The organism is Clostridium pasteurianum DSM 525 = ATCC 6013 (assembly GCF_000807255.1).
GTDB lineage: Bacteria > Bacillota > Clostridia > Clostridiales > Clostridiaceae > Clostridium_I > Clostridium_I pasteurianum.
This window is the reverse complement of sequence record NZ_CP009268.1, coordinates 428,143-444,354: the sequence shown is the minus strand read 5'-3', so window position 1 is coordinate 444,354 and position 16,212 is coordinate 428,143. Positions and strand designations below refer to the sequence as shown.

Genomic DNA, 16,212 nt, shown 5'->3' with positions numbered 1-16,212 from the left:
ATTTTAAAACGGTACAGTATACCAATTTAAACATATTATAATATACCTTTAAAGATATACTAATTTATCATATTGTTGTTGTTATTTCTTATCTTTAAATAATCTAAATGAACATGACCATCAGTCCATAGTCTTACCCCATCTGATGTTAATGAGGGAAAAATTATATTGCTTAATGTATGTTGTCCATCATTAACAAATATCTCAACTGTACTTACATCTACTAATATAGTTAATTTTATTTTACCGTTTACAGGGTTAACTGTAATTCTCTGCAGATTTATGGATTCGTTTACATTAACAACTATACCCGAATTGCTCCTGTCAAAAGATAATTGATTTATACTCTTATCATAAGTTATATCTGTATGTTCATTTAATCCGTTTCTAACAGAGAATCCAAATTTACCATTTGTTAAATCTGATACATCTATCTGGGTTTCAATACTATAAGATAACCCCTTATAATTGTCAAGAATATTTTGTTGATTATTGTACACCGTTTGATTTTCTACATTCATTACTTCATTAAAATTACTAAGTAAATTCCAAACTGGCACTTGCTGTAATTTTAATCCATTACTAGTTGTATTTAGCCTTATCTCTCTAACGATACTTGTATTTCCTGAATAATTTTGCCATGGAAGCTGAAATGCATAATTCCAATTATTCATCCATGATATAAAATATCTGTAATTACCATCAGTATAAGGTGCATCCCAAGTTACCCCTGTATAAGAATCTGCACCTTCTTCTAACCAATTTAGATCTGAGCCTGGGTCTTTAGTAAATACTTCACCATCAAAGTTCCCTACAAAATAACAGGTCCCTGTTGTCAATCCGTAGTTAAAACCATTGCCGCCCATTGCTAATACCCATTTTTTATTATTACTATTTCCATCTACGTTAATTTGAAATAAATCCGGGCATTCTATAATACCTATATCTTGTCTTATAAATGATGAAACATACTGCCAGCTTTTTAAATTAGATGATGTATAAAATCCAATCTTATTATTTTCAGCCAGTGTCATAACCCATTTTCCTGTATCCTCATTCCAAACAACTTTTGGGTCTCTGAAATCTGAACTTCCTGTTGGATTATGCTGTACAATGCCATAATATTGAAATGAATTTCCATCATCTGTACTATACCACAGATGAGTAGATTGATGTTCATAAGGCATTGTTACCAAAGCAATTACAGCATTTGTGCCAAAGCCTGCAGTATTATTTTTATCTACTACTAAACTACCTGTCCAAGGGTCTCCATAGGGAGTTTGATACTTCTGTATAGCTATTGGTTTTCTATTCCAATTTACTAAATCTGTTGAATCTGCATGTGCCCATGCTGTTCCATTGCCTCCCCAAGAATAATCTAAATTATTTAAATAATAGAGCTGATGTGTTCCATTTATGTAGAGTGGCCTTTGTACATCACCCATCCATCCTGATTGTGGTGTAACATGATATAGCGGTCTATAGGGATCTGCCTCTGTAGCTGCATATACTCCTCTTGATTCTGCTGTGCATAATAAAAAAGCAACTAATATTGGTAATAATAAATAAGTAATAATTAAGTTTATTAATTGTATATTTTTCTTAACTTTTCTTTCCATTGGCAAACTTCCTTTCTATATTTTTTAATTTTAAATTTATCAATGAATCTTACTTAGCTGAAGTTTGTACTCTAACTAAGTTTAAATGGATTATCCATGAACCTGCAGCTGTTATCTCCACCTTATATGCGGTAGAGTGTTCCAAGCACTAGTTATGTGATAAATTGTCTAAATTTCAATAGAAGGAATAAAATTTTTCTGATTATATTTAACTGATATGATATATGGGTAAACCTAAATATTAATGGGTATATTATACTGTTTTTTTAATTATTTATTTCCAGTAAGCATATATAAACACCATTAAATAGTTTATTATTGGAGTTAAAAATATTAATTTGGAAATGTCTTAATTCTATATAGGATTTTTGTTAAGTACATAACAATTTAAGTTTACTTAATTTATTTTTATTATATTGTAAACATTTACATATGTCAACTATCTTATATTTTAAAGTTTTATGATTAAAATATAAGCAAAAAAAGACAGGATTTATATTAAAGCATGAGTTATACTGAAAAAAAGATTGAAGGAGGAAGCAATTTTAATATGAATTATGATACTTGTATTGAAAAATCTATTGAATATATTGAGCGCAATCTGAATAAGAAAATAGAACTTGAAGGCCTTGCAGAAAAAGCCTTTTTATCAAAATATCATTTTCACAGAGTTTTTCATGCTATAGTTGGAGAACCTGTCGGTGAATATGTTAGAAAGAGAAGACTTTCAGAGGCCGCTAGTGAACTAGTAAATACAGATGATAAAATTGTGAATATAGCTTTAAAATATCAGTTTAGTTCCCAGGAATCCTTTACAAAAGCTTTTAAAAAACTTTATGGAATACCTCCAAGAGAATTTAGAAAGAACAAAATTAATATAACTCCAATAAGTTCAAAAAATAAAATCACAAATATGCTTTCCATAGCAGCTTAAATTAGCTTAAATAATTAACTTTAAACTACATTGCTTAATGTAGCCTATATATAAACCATGACAAATTTCTTGTTATATCAAATATATTATACGAGGTGATATATGATGAGTTATGTACCTATAGTTATCGAACAGACAAATTCAGGCGAACGTTCCTACGATATATATTCAAGATTACTTAAAGATAGAATAATTATGTTATCTGGTGAAGTAACGGATGCAAGTGCAAGTATAATTATATCTCAACTGCTATTTCTTGAATCTGATAATCCTGATGCTGATATTCATTTCTATATAAACAGCCCTGGAGGTTCTGTAACCGCTGGAATGGCGATATATGATACAATTCAGTATATAAAATCAGATGTATCCACAATATGTGTTGGCTTCGCTGCAAGCATGGGATCATTTTTATTGACATCGGGAGCTGCTGGTAAAAGATATGCCCTTCCAAATAGTGAAATTTTAATACATCAGCCCTCAGTACAGGGTGGTTTTCAAGGGCAGGCTACAGATATAAAAATCCATTCGGATTGGCTTTTAAAGACTAAACATAAAATAAATAAAATATACAGTGAAAAGACAAGCAATCTCCTTGAAAAAATAGAAAGGGATATGGAAAGAGATTATTTCATGTCTGCTGAGGAAGCTGCAAAATATGGAATAATAGACAAAATACTTTTAAAATAATCTCTTCACTAATGTTATATATAAAAAAAATCTAAGCCTAAAAAGGTTCAAGTTTTTTTGAACCTTTTTATAAATTATTTAATATATTTACAAATTCATATAGACCCATGTAAACTTCTTATACTTTTAATCAAAAGCCTATATAAGTATAAATAAATTTATTCTAAAAAACAACATATACTTAAAAATATTATGGAAATATTTTTATGATAAAAATAACCTATTTCCTATTTTTAAGTTCATTATAATACACCATTACTTTATTACCCAACTCAGCATTTATTTTGCCAAGGCTCATTACGTAAGCTAATGGTGAACCTGTAAACTGTACATTTTCTCCCATAAGAGCAATTTCAAGGGAAGAACGCATTATATTAATAATACAATTATCATCATGATTATCACTGCAATTCTTACACTCTAAATTTATAACAGCCAAAGCATGAGCAACTTCATCTACATCATAAACCTTAAAGTCCTGCTTAGGTATAAGCTTTAATCCACCAGGTATTGCCAAAGCTTTTTTTTCCTCTGCATAGAGAGAAACTATTTTAGCAAATCCTATAAGGCAAGCTTTACCAGCACAAGGTTCACATCCATCTTTAGAACGACAACACTTTTCTATAGTCTCTTTTATATACGGTAAATTTATGGTTTCACCAACTTGCATAACTATCTCCTTCTTTATATTAAAAATTTTGGATTTATAAAAAGCTAATTATTCATTCCTCAACTAATGGCTATAATACTCTATTGCACTCTATATAAGCCTCATACAAAATTAAAACCTTTGGTTCCCTGCTCTATATAAAGCTCATCTAAACTTAGTGATGTAACAAATTTCCATCAAGTAAGATTCATTGATATTATCAGTTAGTAATGAGTATTACAAATTCTTTGTCTAGTTAAGCTTTAATTCATAAAATCCAGAAAATCATTCAATTCTTCTAAAGAAGACTTTTTCACACTATCCTCTGAAGGAATAATTTTATCAACTCCACAGCGTTCTATAGTTTTACACAGACGTTCTCCTGGTTCACCCAATTCACTATATCTTTTTAATACATATTCCAAAACTTCTATAACTCCCTCTGAGGATACTTCTTGAAAAATAAGTTTACCGTGGATTGGCTTTTTACTGCCTCCTCTTCCCCCTATATAAATACTAAAGGTATCCTTAGCTGTAGCAATAACTCCAAAATCTGCACAATAAGGATCTGTACATGCTCTAATGCAGCCAGCAGTTGATATCTTAAAATCCTTTGGAACAGGCTGATTCATAAATTTATTTTGAATTTCTACACCAAGTCCATAGGCATCTCCTAAAGCACGCATACATAGAGCATCACTTCCTGCACAACCCTTTACATTTCTTACAACGTTTCCAAAAACCCCTAAACTAAGCCCAACTTTTTCAATTTCAATTTTGAATTGCTCTAAATCCTCACTATTTATCAAGAAAACAATAGTTGACCTAGATGTCATTTTGATTCCATGTACCTGTATTTTCTTTGCTATTTCTCCCATTCCAATTAATTGATCTGATGAAACAACACCGCAGGCACTAGCCACTGCTACACCTAAAATACCAGAACGCTGCTCAAATATTGCATGTCCCACTTTTATCCCTCCATTTTTGTTACTTATTATGTAATTAATCTATTTTATATTAAACTTCTATCTTTAATAATTTTTAAGATTATATTATATTAATTTTATAAATAAATCAATATAAATCTTTTATTATAATACATTTAAGATAAAAATAGTAGTGTATAAATAAAATTTTTAATATTGTTAAATTTTTATCTTAACTTATTTACATATAATAGTACTTTTACATTTAAGAGTGATTAAGATTTATTATAAAATACATCTTTAATCTATTTTTGTTAGATTATTATATCCGCATATGATATTATAAAAATATAATTTAAATATAACAGAGGTAGAAAAAATGGATTTATTAAAGAGAGTAAATAAAATTCCAGCTGGAACTATGCTTGTTCCATTATTTACAGCAGCTGTTCTAAATACCTTTTGTCCTTCAATTTTAAGAATAGGAAGCTATAGTCAATCTTTAATTTCCAATGATGGAATAAATGTAATGATGTTTTTAACTTTACTATTTACTGGAACACAAATAAAAATAAAAGACATACCAGAAGCTTTAAAACGGGGTGGCAGTCATGTATTCTTTAAATATCTTGCGGGTGCTTTGGCCTATTTTATCATATTGAAATTTTTTGGATATAACGGAATATTCGGTACCTGTACTTTGGCAATCTTATGTGCTTTGACTAATAACAACAGCAGCCTGTATATGGGATTAGTACAAAACTACGGTGATCATGCAGATCTTGCAGCAAGACCAATATTTAACTTTAATTCTGGACCAATGTTAACCCTGCTTACCATTGGAGTTTCTGGAGGAAATGCGGTAAGCTGGGAAGAATACGTAACCGTTTTAATTCCTCTGCTTATTGGAATAATATTATCTGCTATTGATGAAAAAATTAAAACTGCAACTAAAAATGGAATTACACTAATACTACCTGTAATGGGATTTATTTTAGGATCAGGCATTGATCTTTCTAAAATTATAGTCTCTGGCTTTGGAGGAGTTTTTCTTTTTATTTTGGTACTCATTATAACTGGTCCTGTAGCACTGTTTGTAGACAGAATTTTATTAAAAAGACCTGGCTATGGCGGTATGGCAACTGTATCTGTAGCAGGCAATACCATCGCAGTTCCTGCAATGATAGGACAATTTGTACCAGCATTTAGAGATTATGTAAACTTAGCTACTGTACAAATATCCTGTGCTGTAGTACTATCTTCAATTATATGTCCTCTCATTGTACACTGGTTTGCAAAACATTTTGGCTGTCCAAAATACAAGGAAGTTTTTCAAAAAATAGAAATAAGCTAGATAAATATCTCTCTAGCTTACTTCTATAATTGCTACATTTATTTTACCTATAAACAAATATACATTGAAATGTAAAGATTATCTAATTTAACTTTAAACTTCTTTCTTCTCTTTACTTCCTTTTATAACTGTAAACTTTACCTTATTATCAGCTTTTTTTGAACCAGACTCTTCTATAAGTGAATTATAATCTTTATTGCTATATATAACATTTACAACTGTACTAATTATCCATAGAATTAAGCCGAATAGTGTGATTATCATTATGTTAAACCATACCCCTGTAATGCACAAACCAGCTGCAGATAACATTAAAACAATTCTTTTCCACAATACTATAGATCTTCTTTTCATTTTACACACCTCACTGAAAATAATACTATAGTATTTATCTTTTTTGGTATATTATACTTAAAAATAAAATTATTTTATTTCTTTACAGCATTCAAATAATTTGCCACATCTTCCGGCACTTTAAAAGTAAAGTTAAATCCTTTAATCTCTAATTGTACATAAGGTATATCCTTAAAAGTTATAATATTGGCTTTGCCATTATTTAAAACATATTCATATTGAACTTCTGAATTATCTGGCAGACTTGTCATTTGCCACTGCTGAATCTTTAAGTTTTTTACAAATTGATCTATATACTTTTGATCCGTTACTGTAGAAATAACAGAAGAACTATCAATTGACTTAATTTCAATTTTATCACTTTTTATCATCTGTATAAATTCATCAGCTTTAAACTCTCCACTTTTTGATAGATTCTGTTTGAATCCACAAGCTGATAACAACATCATAAACATAGTCATTGATAAAATCAATACTATAAATTTTTTCATATATAATCATCTTTCTTTTTTAGAAATATATTTGAAAAGCATATAATTATATTCTATTTTATTCTCACTAAATTTCCATCAACTCTACCTGTCTTTTTATTCTCTTCTTTAAAATATTTAAAAATCTATCAGGACCTAACACTTTTATTACAGGACCAAAGGAAAGTATCCGTATTAATAGTTCAGTTTCATCCTTCATATCATAATAAATATAAGTTATATACTTTTGAGTATCTTTATGGTATTCTGTATGTTTTTGAAAACTTGCAAAATTTAGCATACACCTCTCCAATGCATTACGTTCATCAGATATTTCTATTACAACAGGTTCTTTGCATTTATTGATTTTTTCATAAATATCAATATTTAGACTAAAATTAAAACTTTCCTTAGAGGCCTGTACACTTTTAACTCTTCCTATATTTATTATTTCAGTATTTCTAATTTTCCCATGGTATATTCTAAAAGTGTGAACTCTAAATTTATCATTTTTATTTGAATACTCTATTTTTACAGGGATATAATTTCCTGTGATACGATTACCCTTACTGCTTTCAAAGGATATTGTTACAGCTTGTTTACTTTTAAAAGCGGATAATATGGATCGAAAATTACGTATATATTCAGGATTCTCATAATCATCACCATCTGAAAAAGTATCGTAGTTGTAAAAGTCATTTACATTAAACAGAGGTTCAATTTCAGATAGATATTCATCTAAAACTCTAATTTGCTCATCCTTTAAAAATAATGATATTCTTTTATCTTGAATTAGTGATTTTAACCAGGCTTTTTCCAAAAGTGTTACAGGCCTTTTAATGGTTCCCTTTAATTTTGATACAAATTTTTCTTTATCCTGTGTAATCAAATTCCAATCCCCATCTATAAGTTTTGGAAATATATAAAAAGCACTTTCACAGAAAGCATTATCCTTAATAATTTTGCTTATATCCTCTTTGGAAATAGGAGTGTTACTACAGGTATTTAAAATTTTTGTTATTACATTATAATAACAATTGTAAATTTCAGAAAATAGTTCCATCAGTCAGTATCACCACCTAAATACATTTCTTTCATCTTTTTCATATCGCTATAAAATCTTTCATCTACAAATTTGTCTCCGCTTTCAATAGATATAATTCTTCCCGTAAAACTCTTTATCCAGGACATTATTTCATTTGTATCAAAGATTTCCTTTGAATAAATATAGATATTTTTATCAACTTTTTTAAGTGTACCCTTTCGACCTTCTTTCTTTATGCGATCAAGTATATACAGTTCCCTTTCCTCATCAACATAAAACTTAGCATAAAATGTCTTACCTCTAATGCTATTGCCAAAGGATACTCCCCAGCATTTATCCAAATTTTTCTCCAGTTTCTGCTTAAAAAAATCATACTCTATACATATATCCAATATATTAACGGACTTTATGTAATCCAATCTGTAATTTACAAAACGCTTTCTTTTCTTATTGTATATATTAACGTAACGCCTGCCAGTTTGATTACTTACAAATATTTTAAGGGGTACACCAGAAACTTTTAGTATATATTCACTACGTGGACTTTTATTAATAAAATTTATCTCTCTTTTTTCATTTATGGCTTTTAAAATCTCAAGTAGAACTTTATCTTCTAGTGTATGGACAACAAAATGATGTTTAAAGTGGAAAATATCATTTTTATTTTCTTCATTGTCAAGAATATAGCTGCCTATAACACCAAAAGGTGCTATTGCCTGATAGTATTTTAAAGCATCTATTATATCATCATAGTTATTCACTAATGTTTTAAGAAAATCCCTTGATAGAGAATAGTATAATTTTCTCCCCTGCTTGCAGGAGTTTAAAATTCCCTCTTTTACAGATTCTTTAACTTTATTTCTTACTGTTTGAGTGTCAAAGCATGTACTATATCTCTCACAAATTTTATCTGACAATTGTTCTATATCAAGTAAAGATTCATATGTTAATATATCCAGTAAATAGAAATGAAGCATTATATCATTGTTTGTGAAACTCTTTGCCTTCCAAACAGAATAAAGGGGATTTTCAGTTACACTGGAGCTGTCTAAGGAGATAAAAGTATTTTTTTCTCCATTCATATTGTTATATTTTATGCAATCACCTAGATAACTTTCAATTCTTCTTTTCTCATTATCATAGGTGCGGAGACTTTTTTGAGTAAAATTACTTCTGGATTTAAAGCCATATACAAAAAAATCTCTCATATAATCTCTAATTTTATCAAAGTTTTTAATTAGTTCTGAAAAATTCTTCATATAATTGACCTTCCTGTGTTTAGGTATAAGATATTATACTCAATTAAATTTTATTCTATCAATTTATAAATTTAAAATCAATTAATAAAGTAAGTTCGCAACTTTTTTTAAATGGAAACTATTATTTGTGATGTTAATATTAAAACATAGATAAGCCACTTCAACTTCAACAATTAATAATTTTATCCGATGACTACCATATCTAATACTCCCATATTTGTGGGGATAAAGAGAGATTATGTTCATGGATAACGATGTTAAGTATCACAAAAGGATATTAAAACTCTATTTATATAGCTTATCTTAGATTATAAACAAGGAGTGACCTATATGTTTGTCATTTGCAGTAAAAAAACAAAACATCCAATTAAAATATGGCTTCAAGGTGAGACTAGTATAGAGGAAAGCTGCCTTGAACAAGCATACAATCTATCTCAACTTCCCTTTATACATAAGTGGGTATCACTTATGCCGGATACACATACTGGAAAGGGAATGCCCATAGGTGGAGTCATTGCAGCTGAAGGAGTTATTATTCCAAATGCTGTTGGTGTAGATATAGGTTGTGGCATGGCTTTTGTAGGAACTAATATAAAGGTACAGTATATAAAAGATATTAAAACTCCAAATGGATCATTGATTCAGGGAATTATTGGAGACATATTAAGAAATATACCTGTTTCCTTTAAACATCACAAGACAATACAAAGCTCCTATACACTTGATAAAGCCAAAAATGAAATGAATAAATATGAAAAGGATGTTGAACTTTTGGATCAGATTGAAGATGGATACTTTCAAATAGGAACTCTTGGAGGTGGAAATCACTTTATTGAACTTCAAGAAGATGAAGAAGGAAATTTAGGTATAATGCTTCATTCAGGAAGTCGTAATTTTGGGAGAAGAGTATGTGATCATTTTAATAAAATGGCAAGAGAACTCAATGAAAAATGGCATTCAGCTGTACCATTGGAATACAGATTGGCTTTTTTGCCTGTAGATACTGATGAAGGTAAAAGATATATAGATTGGATGAATTTAGCTCTTGATTTTGCTTATGAAAACAGGGAAAAAATGATAACAGCCGTTACAATTATTATAGAAAAATGGCTGGAGAAATATACTGATCTTAATATTGAATATACATTGGAAATTAACTGTCATCATAATTATGCAAGTCTTGAAAATCATTATTGCAAAAATGTTTGGGTTCATAGAAAGGGTGCAACAAGAGCAAAACAGGGTGAACTAGCTGTTATTCCTGGAGCTATGGGCTCCTACAGTTATATTGTACAGGGAAAGGGAAATAAAGAAAGCTTTTGTTCCTCCTCTCATGGTGCAGGAAGAAGATATTCAAGAAAGGCTGCAATGAAAAATTTTACTACAGAAGAAGTTATGAATGATCTTAAAAAATCAGGAATAATATTAGGTAAAAATAAAAAAAATGACGTGGCTGAGGAAAGCCGTTTTGCATATAAGAACATAGATGAAGTTATGCTTAATCAAACTGATTTAGTTGATCCATTAAAAAAACTCAAAACAGTTGGCGTTGTTAAAGGATAGTTATTAAAATATATAGGCGAAAGCTTTTTATATATTTGGCATATTATTTCTATGTAAAAGCTTTTTAAGGCTTTACGGTGCTAGAGGTATTAACTTCTTAGTATTCCGAAATAATTGTCATTACCTGATGTGTCAGGGGTTCGAATCCCCTACTGTGACTATACAGTTATCTCAGTTGGTAGAGTAATCAGACGATGTTTTATGTTTAGGTTTAAAACCTTCTCAAAATAAGACCTTCCAAGTCTTAGATTAAATGGTGTTAAGCTGTAGTGCTCAATTATAGTATACATTAAAGGTAGACATAAGAATTCACTACTATAATGATGTAATTAATGCCTTGAAATTTTAGGGATACCGCTTTGTATTTTTTATTTCCATGACTTTACTGAAATGTGAAGGAGCCGAGGTAAATTAATATGAGCTAGGCATATAAAAAATATGGTCAGCAGCTTTGACTTGATATTTTTTATATGATTTAACTAAAATTCCGCAGAGATTATGTGAGCATTACAGCTTATATCAAAATTTTATTAGTAAAAGAGGTTAATATTATGAAGATTATTATTAATGAAAACGAAAGAGGATACTTATTTAAGTATGGTAAATTTATAAAAATGTTGAATTCAGGTAAGCACTCCTATTTATCATGGATGGGTTATACAATAGCAAAAGTAAGTATAGACAGCAGTCAGGTTGTTAATACAGCAGGAATTGATATTAATGTGCTTACAAAGGATGAAAATTTTGAGAAAAGTGTAACAGTTATAAATGTACCTGACAATAAAGTAGCCATACATTATATAGATGGAAGAATAACAGACACTCTTACAAGTGGCGAATATGCTTTTTGGAATATTTTAAAGAAGCATACCTTTGATGTTATTGATATATCAAATCCAGAAGTTAAGAAGGAGATTGATAAAAATATATTTAAATATATTACTGAAAAGCTCTATATTAAAATTGAGGTTTCTGAAGGCGAAAAAGCAGTTGTATACTTTGATAGCAAATTTCAAAGAGAACTTTCAAGTGGTATTTATTTCTTTTGGAATAGCAAAATTAAAGTGACCTTTGAACTTATTGACGTAAGAATTCAACAACTGGATATTTCAGGTCAAGAAATTCTAACTACAGATAGAGTTTCTTTACGTATCAATTTTGTATGCAGTTTTAAAATAATAGATGCTGTTAAGCTTATATCTGAAATCAAAGATTATAAAACACAAATTTATATTTTTTCTCAAATGGTTCTTCGTGAGTATGTTGGAAGATTTAAGTTTGATGAACTTTTAAACCAAAAAGATGAGATTGCAGGTTTTATACTCTCAAAGCTTAAAGAAAAGCAAGGGGAATATTATGTTGAATTTATTGATGCCGGTATAAAGGATATCATATTGCCTGGAGAAATCAGAGATATAATGAATACTGTTTTAATTGCAGAAAAGAAAGCACAAGCCAATGTGATATCAAGGCGTGAAGAGGTTGCATCTACAAGAAGCCTATTAAATACGGCAAAACTTTTGGATGAAAATGAAACACTTTACAAACTTAAAGAAATGGAGTACTTGGAAAAGATATGTGATAAGGTTGGCAATATATCAATTTCAGGTGGGAGTAATCTTTTAGGACAATTAAATGAGCTGTTGTGCCAGAAGTAAAGGCTTAAAATCATAAGTCTTTATTTTCTATCTATAAATTTCTTTCCCCTATGATTATTCGCTAATACTCACATAGTACTATGTATAGCAATTTACACAAAGCCAAGATTTTACTTCTCTACTTATACTCTGTACAGCAATGAAATACAAAAGTTAGATTAGAAAAAATGTTAATAAACAAGAGAGTAAATTATTTATTAGTTATTCTTATATATGGAAATTTTAGCTGGTAAGGAGGTAAATATGAATAAGGAACCTTATAAAGATATGGATTCAAAGACATATGAGTCCCTAAAAAAATTATTAAATTATGATAAAAAAAGATTGATACTACTATCTAGAAAGAGAAGAAATATATTTGTTGAAGAGTTAGACAAAATTCAAGATGTTGATAATATTAGACTTATGAAATATTTACTTGTTTTATGTTTTGATAAAGATTTTGTTGTTGCTTCAAAGGCATTAAAGCACTTAAAGAGAATAATAGATGATTTGACCATTAAGGAATTGTTGTTCTTTGCAGAACATTTTAGAAGTAGTTACTATTATTATTCTATTGATTGTGAAATTGAAAAAAATTATAGAGAAGCCAATAAGTATAGATTTGATTTAACAAATTGTTTTGGAAAAGAAGCAATTTATATATTATCAGTTTTAACTTTGCATCCAAACGGGTATGTACGAGAAGATGCATTAAAGAAATTATCAGAATTTGAAGATGGTTTTAAAATCAAATTTATAATGATAAGGGTTAATGATTGGGTTAAAGAGGTTAGAAATCTTGCTAACAAAGAATTAATTAAGTATATAAGAGATGATTATTTAAAAGATATTATCGAATGTTTACCAATTATAGATAGGATGAATAGTTGGGGGCGTAGCGATTATTCAGGTATATTATTTAAACTAGAAGATTTTATTATTGATCAGAGAAATTATGATTTACTGCTTAATATTTATAAAAATAGTGAAGAAATATTAGTTAAAAGAAAGCTTTTTAAATATTTGCTAAGAATTAATACAACAGATAATTTAGTTATTAATATGGGACTAAAAAGTAAAGATATTATTATCCTTAGAACTGCAATTGAAAAAATTGAAGAAATTATGAATAGATATAATTCATGGGTCATTTTTAAAGTATTGAGACAAAATAAAAATGTAATATGCAGAGTAGCAGCAATTGATATATTAGAAAAAATCAATGTTCTAGATCTTCATAAAGCACTTATACCATTTTTATATGATAAATCGTATACCGTGAGAGATTATGCCAGATATAAACTTAAGAAAAAGGGGATTGCGGACTTTAGAGAAATGTATTTAAGAGAAATAGATAAGAGTAATTATAATTTATATGGAGTACTATTTGGAATTAGAGAAACGGGAGCACAGGAGGATGTCAAGTATATTTTCAAATATCTTAATGACGAAAATGTTAAGGTTAGAAAAATAGCATTAATTACTATATATATGTTGAATCCGAAAGAAGGAACACAATATGTTCTTGATAAGCTAATCTCAGATAATATAAGTGAATCAAATAATGCAACAAAATGTTTAGAGAATGATATTCTATCCTTTGATGAAAATATGATATTTCAATTGTTTGAGTCTGAAGTATATGAAACTCATGTTTATATAAATCTAATAAAAGTAATAAATTACTATCCTAAATGGATTTCAATAATGCAGTTATTAAAAATGTTAAAAATATCAAGTAATACTTATGTTCAAATAATTAATGATGAAATAGAATCATGGATCAATAAGTTTAATGGGAGTTTCATTTCTCTTAAAAAAGATCAAATTGATAATATTAGGAAATTATATATGGAGGTAGATAATAAATTAAATAGTAGTAATAGAGTTCAAATAGAAGCTATATTGAGAGTATTTTAGCTTGACGATACATACTTTCAATACTCAAAATGGTTTTATTTTTGAAATTAATAGAGTTGCCAAATAAAATTATATTGCTATAATCATAAAAAATTAAAGCTTGTACTTTTAAGTCTTTTTTTCCATATATAAATTTACGCATTTACTTACCAATCCTGACCTTTTTGCTGAACTGACACAAGAGGGGTTAATCAGATATAAATTATATATTAAAGCTTAATAAACTAATAGAAGGAGACTCTACTTTAACCAAAGATTTTCCTTCTCTATTTATCCATATTTTACTGTCTATTATCACTTAATTTAATAATACACAAATTGAGATTAATATTTTTAATTCTCTACTAAAGATTTACTTAAATTTTTCCTTCCATAGATACTGCATATAACCCCTACCAAATCTGAATTAATTATTGTAGATGTTCCACTATAACTAAAAAATGGCATAGCTACACCCATTGGTCGCACTGCCACTAAATTTAGATTTATTAGAATTGGTACCAAAAACTCAATTGAAAACAAAAATGAACAATCCTGAAGAGAAAATAAGAACAAAGCTTATTAAAGACTTTGCTCTTATTTATCCAATTACACATAGTAGCATTGTGTATAATTAACATTCTTAATTATTATATCCAAATATGTGAGCTGTTCTCGTTTTAGAAGTATTATAAGCTCCAGTCGCATATGCTGAAGACAATGAATAATCATATCTAAAATTTGAATGACCAGAATAATAGATACCACCATAATCATCTATCTTTGTTACAATAACAGCATGACTATAATCTCCTTCATAGTAACTCCAGAATTCGATAGGATCACCATAATCCATATCTAAATAATGAGTATTATCCATTGATATAGGTCCTGTACCATTATTATTTATCAAGAAATTCCAAAGATTTTTTACATTAATCCAAGCAGGCCCTCCTATACTAGGAGTTAAATAATACCATCCAGCACTTCGATTCATTTTGGGAGCCCCTGCATAAATACATTGAGAAACAAAATTAGTACAATCGCTGTCATAGTGAACATACAGAGGATTATATGAATTTGCCCATTTATGAGCATAATTAACTGCTGCCATACGATTATAGTCAACTTGCCATGTATGTCCTCCATATGAACCCATTGGTGTTATAAGACTTGATGTTTTAATTAGATTATTGTTATTCTTCTTCTCTTCAGACTGCTTAACTTTAACTTTACCTTCAATTTCTTTGTATTCATTTATATCATTATCAATATTTCGTGATTTCAAAGAAGATATTTTTTGATCAAGAGCATTAGATTCATTTACAGCGTTAGTAACGCTAATTTTCATATTAATATTACTATTTGAACTATCAAGTTCACTTTTAGCTATATCTTTATCTATAAGCCATTTATTATTTATTTTTTTTAATGCAATTGTATGCCTGTCATCAAATTCTTTAGAAACTACATCTGGAGCATTACTAAATGAAAATTCAGTATCTTTAGATAAATTAATGGTACTACTATCTTTGTTAAATTCTATAGAAATATAATTTATATTAATAGAATATTTTATAAGCTTATTACCAAGTTTTTTATACCATAATGCTTCTCTAGAATATTTTAAATCTGTAAATTCTTTCAACTTATCATCATAAATAGTATTATCTTCATTAATTGCTTGTCCAATTTTTATAGATTCATATTCATCATTAAAATATTTATTAATAACCTCCTTAACTTGATTTACATCATCAATATTTTCTTCCGCATGAACTTTAGTAATCGGCGAAAATATTATTAA

General features: G+C 28.6%; 15 protein-coding genes. 6 read left to right on the top strand and 9 right to left on the bottom strand.

Features of this window, described 5'->3' with window-relative positions:
• Positions 1–59 precede the first annotated feature (59 nt).
• Positions 60–1,619, bottom strand: a complete 1,560-nt coding sequence (locus CLPA_RS01995) for a glycoside hydrolase family 32 protein (RefSeq protein ID WP_003441113.1) — start codon at positions 1,617–1,619, stop codon at positions 60–62.
• Positions 1,620–2,169: 550 nt separating this feature from the next.
• Between CLPA_RS01995 and CLPA_RS01990 the strand changes: the two genes are divergently transcribed.
• Both CLPA_RS01990 and CLPA_RS01985 read left to right on the top strand, forming a co-directional pair.
• Positions 2,170–2,553 carry a helix-turn-helix transcriptional regulator gene (locus CLPA_RS01990; protein ID WP_076719242.1) on the top strand — a complete coding sequence of 128 codons (384 nt, stop codon included), beginning with the start codon at positions 2,170–2,172 and terminating at the stop codon, positions 2,551–2,553.
• Between the two features lie 105 nt (positions 2,554–2,658).
• Positions 2,659–3,243 (top strand): ATP-dependent Clp protease proteolytic subunit, encoded by a 585-nt coding sequence (locus tag CLPA_RS01985; protein ID WP_003441108.1) that lies wholly within the window; start codon positions 2,659–2,661, stop codon positions 3,241–3,243.
• A 220-nt stretch (positions 3,244–3,463) separates the two neighbouring features.
• On the opposite strand, the gene CLPA_RS01980 is transcribed toward CLPA_RS01985, so the two are convergent.
• The gene (locus tag CLPA_RS01980; RefSeq protein WP_003441105.1) at positions 3,464–3,913 is read right to left on the bottom strand and encodes a hypothetical protein; all 450 of its coding nucleotides are present in this window, start codon (positions 3,911–3,913) and stop codon (positions 3,464–3,466) included.
• A 242-nt stretch (positions 3,914–4,155) separates the two neighbouring features.
• Positions 4,156–4,863, bottom strand: coding sequence for a nitrite/sulfite reductase domain-containing protein (locus CLPA_RS01975; protein WP_003441102.1), 708 nt, complete (start codon positions 4,861–4,863; stop codon positions 4,156–4,158).
• Between the two features lie 337 nt (positions 4,864–5,200).
• On the opposite strand from CLPA_RS01975, the gene CLPA_RS01970 reads away from it, so the two are divergent.
• Positions 5,201–6,175, top strand: a complete 975-nt coding sequence (locus CLPA_RS01970; protein ID WP_003441100.1) for a 2-keto-3-deoxygluconate permease — start codon at positions 5,201–5,203, stop codon at positions 6,173–6,175.
• Positions 6,176–6,268: 93 nt separating this feature from the next.
• Here the strand turns inward: CLPA_RS01970 and CLPA_RS01965 are convergent, their stop codons facing one another.
• The 4 genes from CLPA_RS01965 to CLPA_RS01950 form a co-directional block, all read right to left on the bottom strand.
• Entirely contained in the window at positions 6,269–6,529 is a 261-nt protein-coding gene (locus CLPA_RS01965; RefSeq protein WP_003441096.1) for a hypothetical protein, read from the bottom strand.
• Positions 6,530–6,603: 74 nt separating this feature from the next.
• Entirely contained in the window at positions 6,604–7,020 is a 417-nt protein-coding gene (locus CLPA_RS01960) for a hypothetical protein (RefSeq protein WP_003441092.1), read from the bottom strand.
• Positions 7,021–7,087: 67 nt separating this feature from the next.
• On the bottom strand, positions 7,088–8,062 hold the full coding sequence (locus tag CLPA_RS01955) for a WYL domain-containing protein (RefSeq protein ID WP_003441089.1): 975 nt from the start codon (positions 8,060–8,062) through the stop codon (positions 7,088–7,090).
• Entirely contained in the window at positions 8,062–9,303 is a 1,242-nt protein-coding gene (locus CLPA_RS01950; protein WP_003441087.1) for a WYL domain-containing protein, read from the bottom strand. The genes CLPA_RS01955 and CLPA_RS01950 overlap by 1 nt, the downstream gene beginning before the upstream one ends.
• Positions 9,304–9,633: 330 nt before the next feature.
• Between CLPA_RS01950 and CLPA_RS01945 the strand changes: the two genes are divergently transcribed.
• The 3 genes from CLPA_RS01945 (at position 9,634) to CLPA_RS01935 (ending at position 14,426) form a co-directional block, all read left to right on the top strand.
• On the top strand, positions 9,634–10,866 hold the full coding sequence (locus tag CLPA_RS01945; protein WP_003441085.1) for an RtcB family protein: 1,233 nt from the start codon (positions 9,634–9,636) through the stop codon (positions 10,864–10,866).
• Positions 10,867–11,417: 551 nt separating this feature from the next.
• Positions 11,418–12,524 carry an SPFH domain-containing protein gene (locus CLPA_RS01940; RefSeq protein WP_003441083.1) on the top strand — a complete coding sequence of 369 codons (1,107 nt, stop codon included), beginning with the start codon at positions 11,418–11,420 and terminating at the stop codon, positions 12,522–12,524.
• Positions 12,525–12,767: 243 nt separating this feature from the next.
• Positions 12,768–14,426 carry a HEAT repeat domain-containing protein gene (locus CLPA_RS01935; protein ID WP_003441080.1) on the top strand — a complete coding sequence of 553 codons (1,659 nt, stop codon included), beginning with the start codon at positions 12,768–12,770 and terminating at the stop codon, positions 14,424–14,426.
• Positions 14,427–14,759: 333 nt separating this feature from the next.
• Here the strand turns inward: CLPA_RS01935 and CLPA_RS20665 are convergent, their stop codons facing one another.
• Complete coding sequence (locus CLPA_RS20665) at positions 14,760–14,948, bottom strand: hypothetical protein (protein WP_143756623.1); 189 nt, start codon at positions 14,946–14,948, stop codon at positions 14,760–14,762.
• A 100-nt stretch (positions 14,949–15,048) separates the two neighbouring features.
• On the bottom strand, positions 15,049–16,053 hold the full coding sequence (locus tag CLPA_RS19955; protein ID WP_003441078.1) for an amidase domain-containing protein: 1,005 nt from the start codon (positions 16,051–16,053) through the stop codon (positions 15,049–15,051).
• Positions 16,054–16,212 lie beyond the last annotated feature (159 nt).

Excerpts from the sequence above, each read along its gene's own strand:
- CLPA_RS01940 (WP_003441083.1), top strand. The coding sequence starts at position 11,418 with ATGAAGATTATTATTAATGAAAACGAAAGAGGATACTTATTTAAGTAT.
- CLPA_RS01990 (WP_076719242.1), top strand. The coding sequence starts at position 2,170 with ATGAATTATGATACTTGTATTGAAAAATCTATTGAATATATTGAGCGC.
- CLPA_RS01935 (WP_003441080.1), top strand. The coding sequence starts at position 12,768 with ATGAATAAGGAACCTTATAAAGATATGGATTCAAAGACATATGAGTCC.
- CLPA_RS01980 (WP_003441105.1), bottom strand. The coding sequence starts at position 3,913 with ATGCAAGTTGGTGAAACCATAAATTTACCGTATATAAAAGAGACTATA.
- CLPA_RS01995 (WP_003441113.1), bottom strand. The coding sequence starts at position 1,619 with ATGGAAAGAAAAGTTAAGAAAAATATACAATTAATAAACTTAATTATT.
- CLPA_RS01950 (WP_003441087.1), bottom strand. The coding sequence starts at position 9,303 with ATGAAGAATTTTTCAGAACTAATTAAAAACTTTGATAAAATTAGAGAT.
- CLPA_RS01965 (WP_003441096.1), bottom strand. The coding sequence starts at position 6,529 with ATGAAAAGAAGATCTATAGTATTGTGGAAAAGAATTGTTTTAATGTTA.
- CLPA_RS01970 (WP_003441100.1), top strand. The coding sequence starts at position 5,201 with ATGGATTTATTAAAGAGAGTAAATAAAATTCCAGCTGGAACTATGCTT.
- CLPA_RS01945 (WP_003441085.1), top strand. The coding sequence starts at position 9,634 with ATGTTTGTCATTTGCAGTAAAAAAACAAAACATCCAATTAAAATATGG.
- CLPA_RS01985 (WP_003441108.1), top strand. The coding sequence starts at position 2,659 with ATGAGTTATGTACCTATAGTTATCGAACAGACAAATTCAGGCGAACGT.
- CLPA_RS01955 (WP_003441089.1), bottom strand. The coding sequence starts at position 8,062 with ATGGAACTATTTTCTGAAATTTACAATTGTTATTATAATGTAATAACA.
- CLPA_RS01960 (WP_003441092.1), bottom strand. The coding sequence starts at position 7,020 with ATGAAAAAATTTATAGTATTGATTTTATCAATGACTATGTTTATGATG.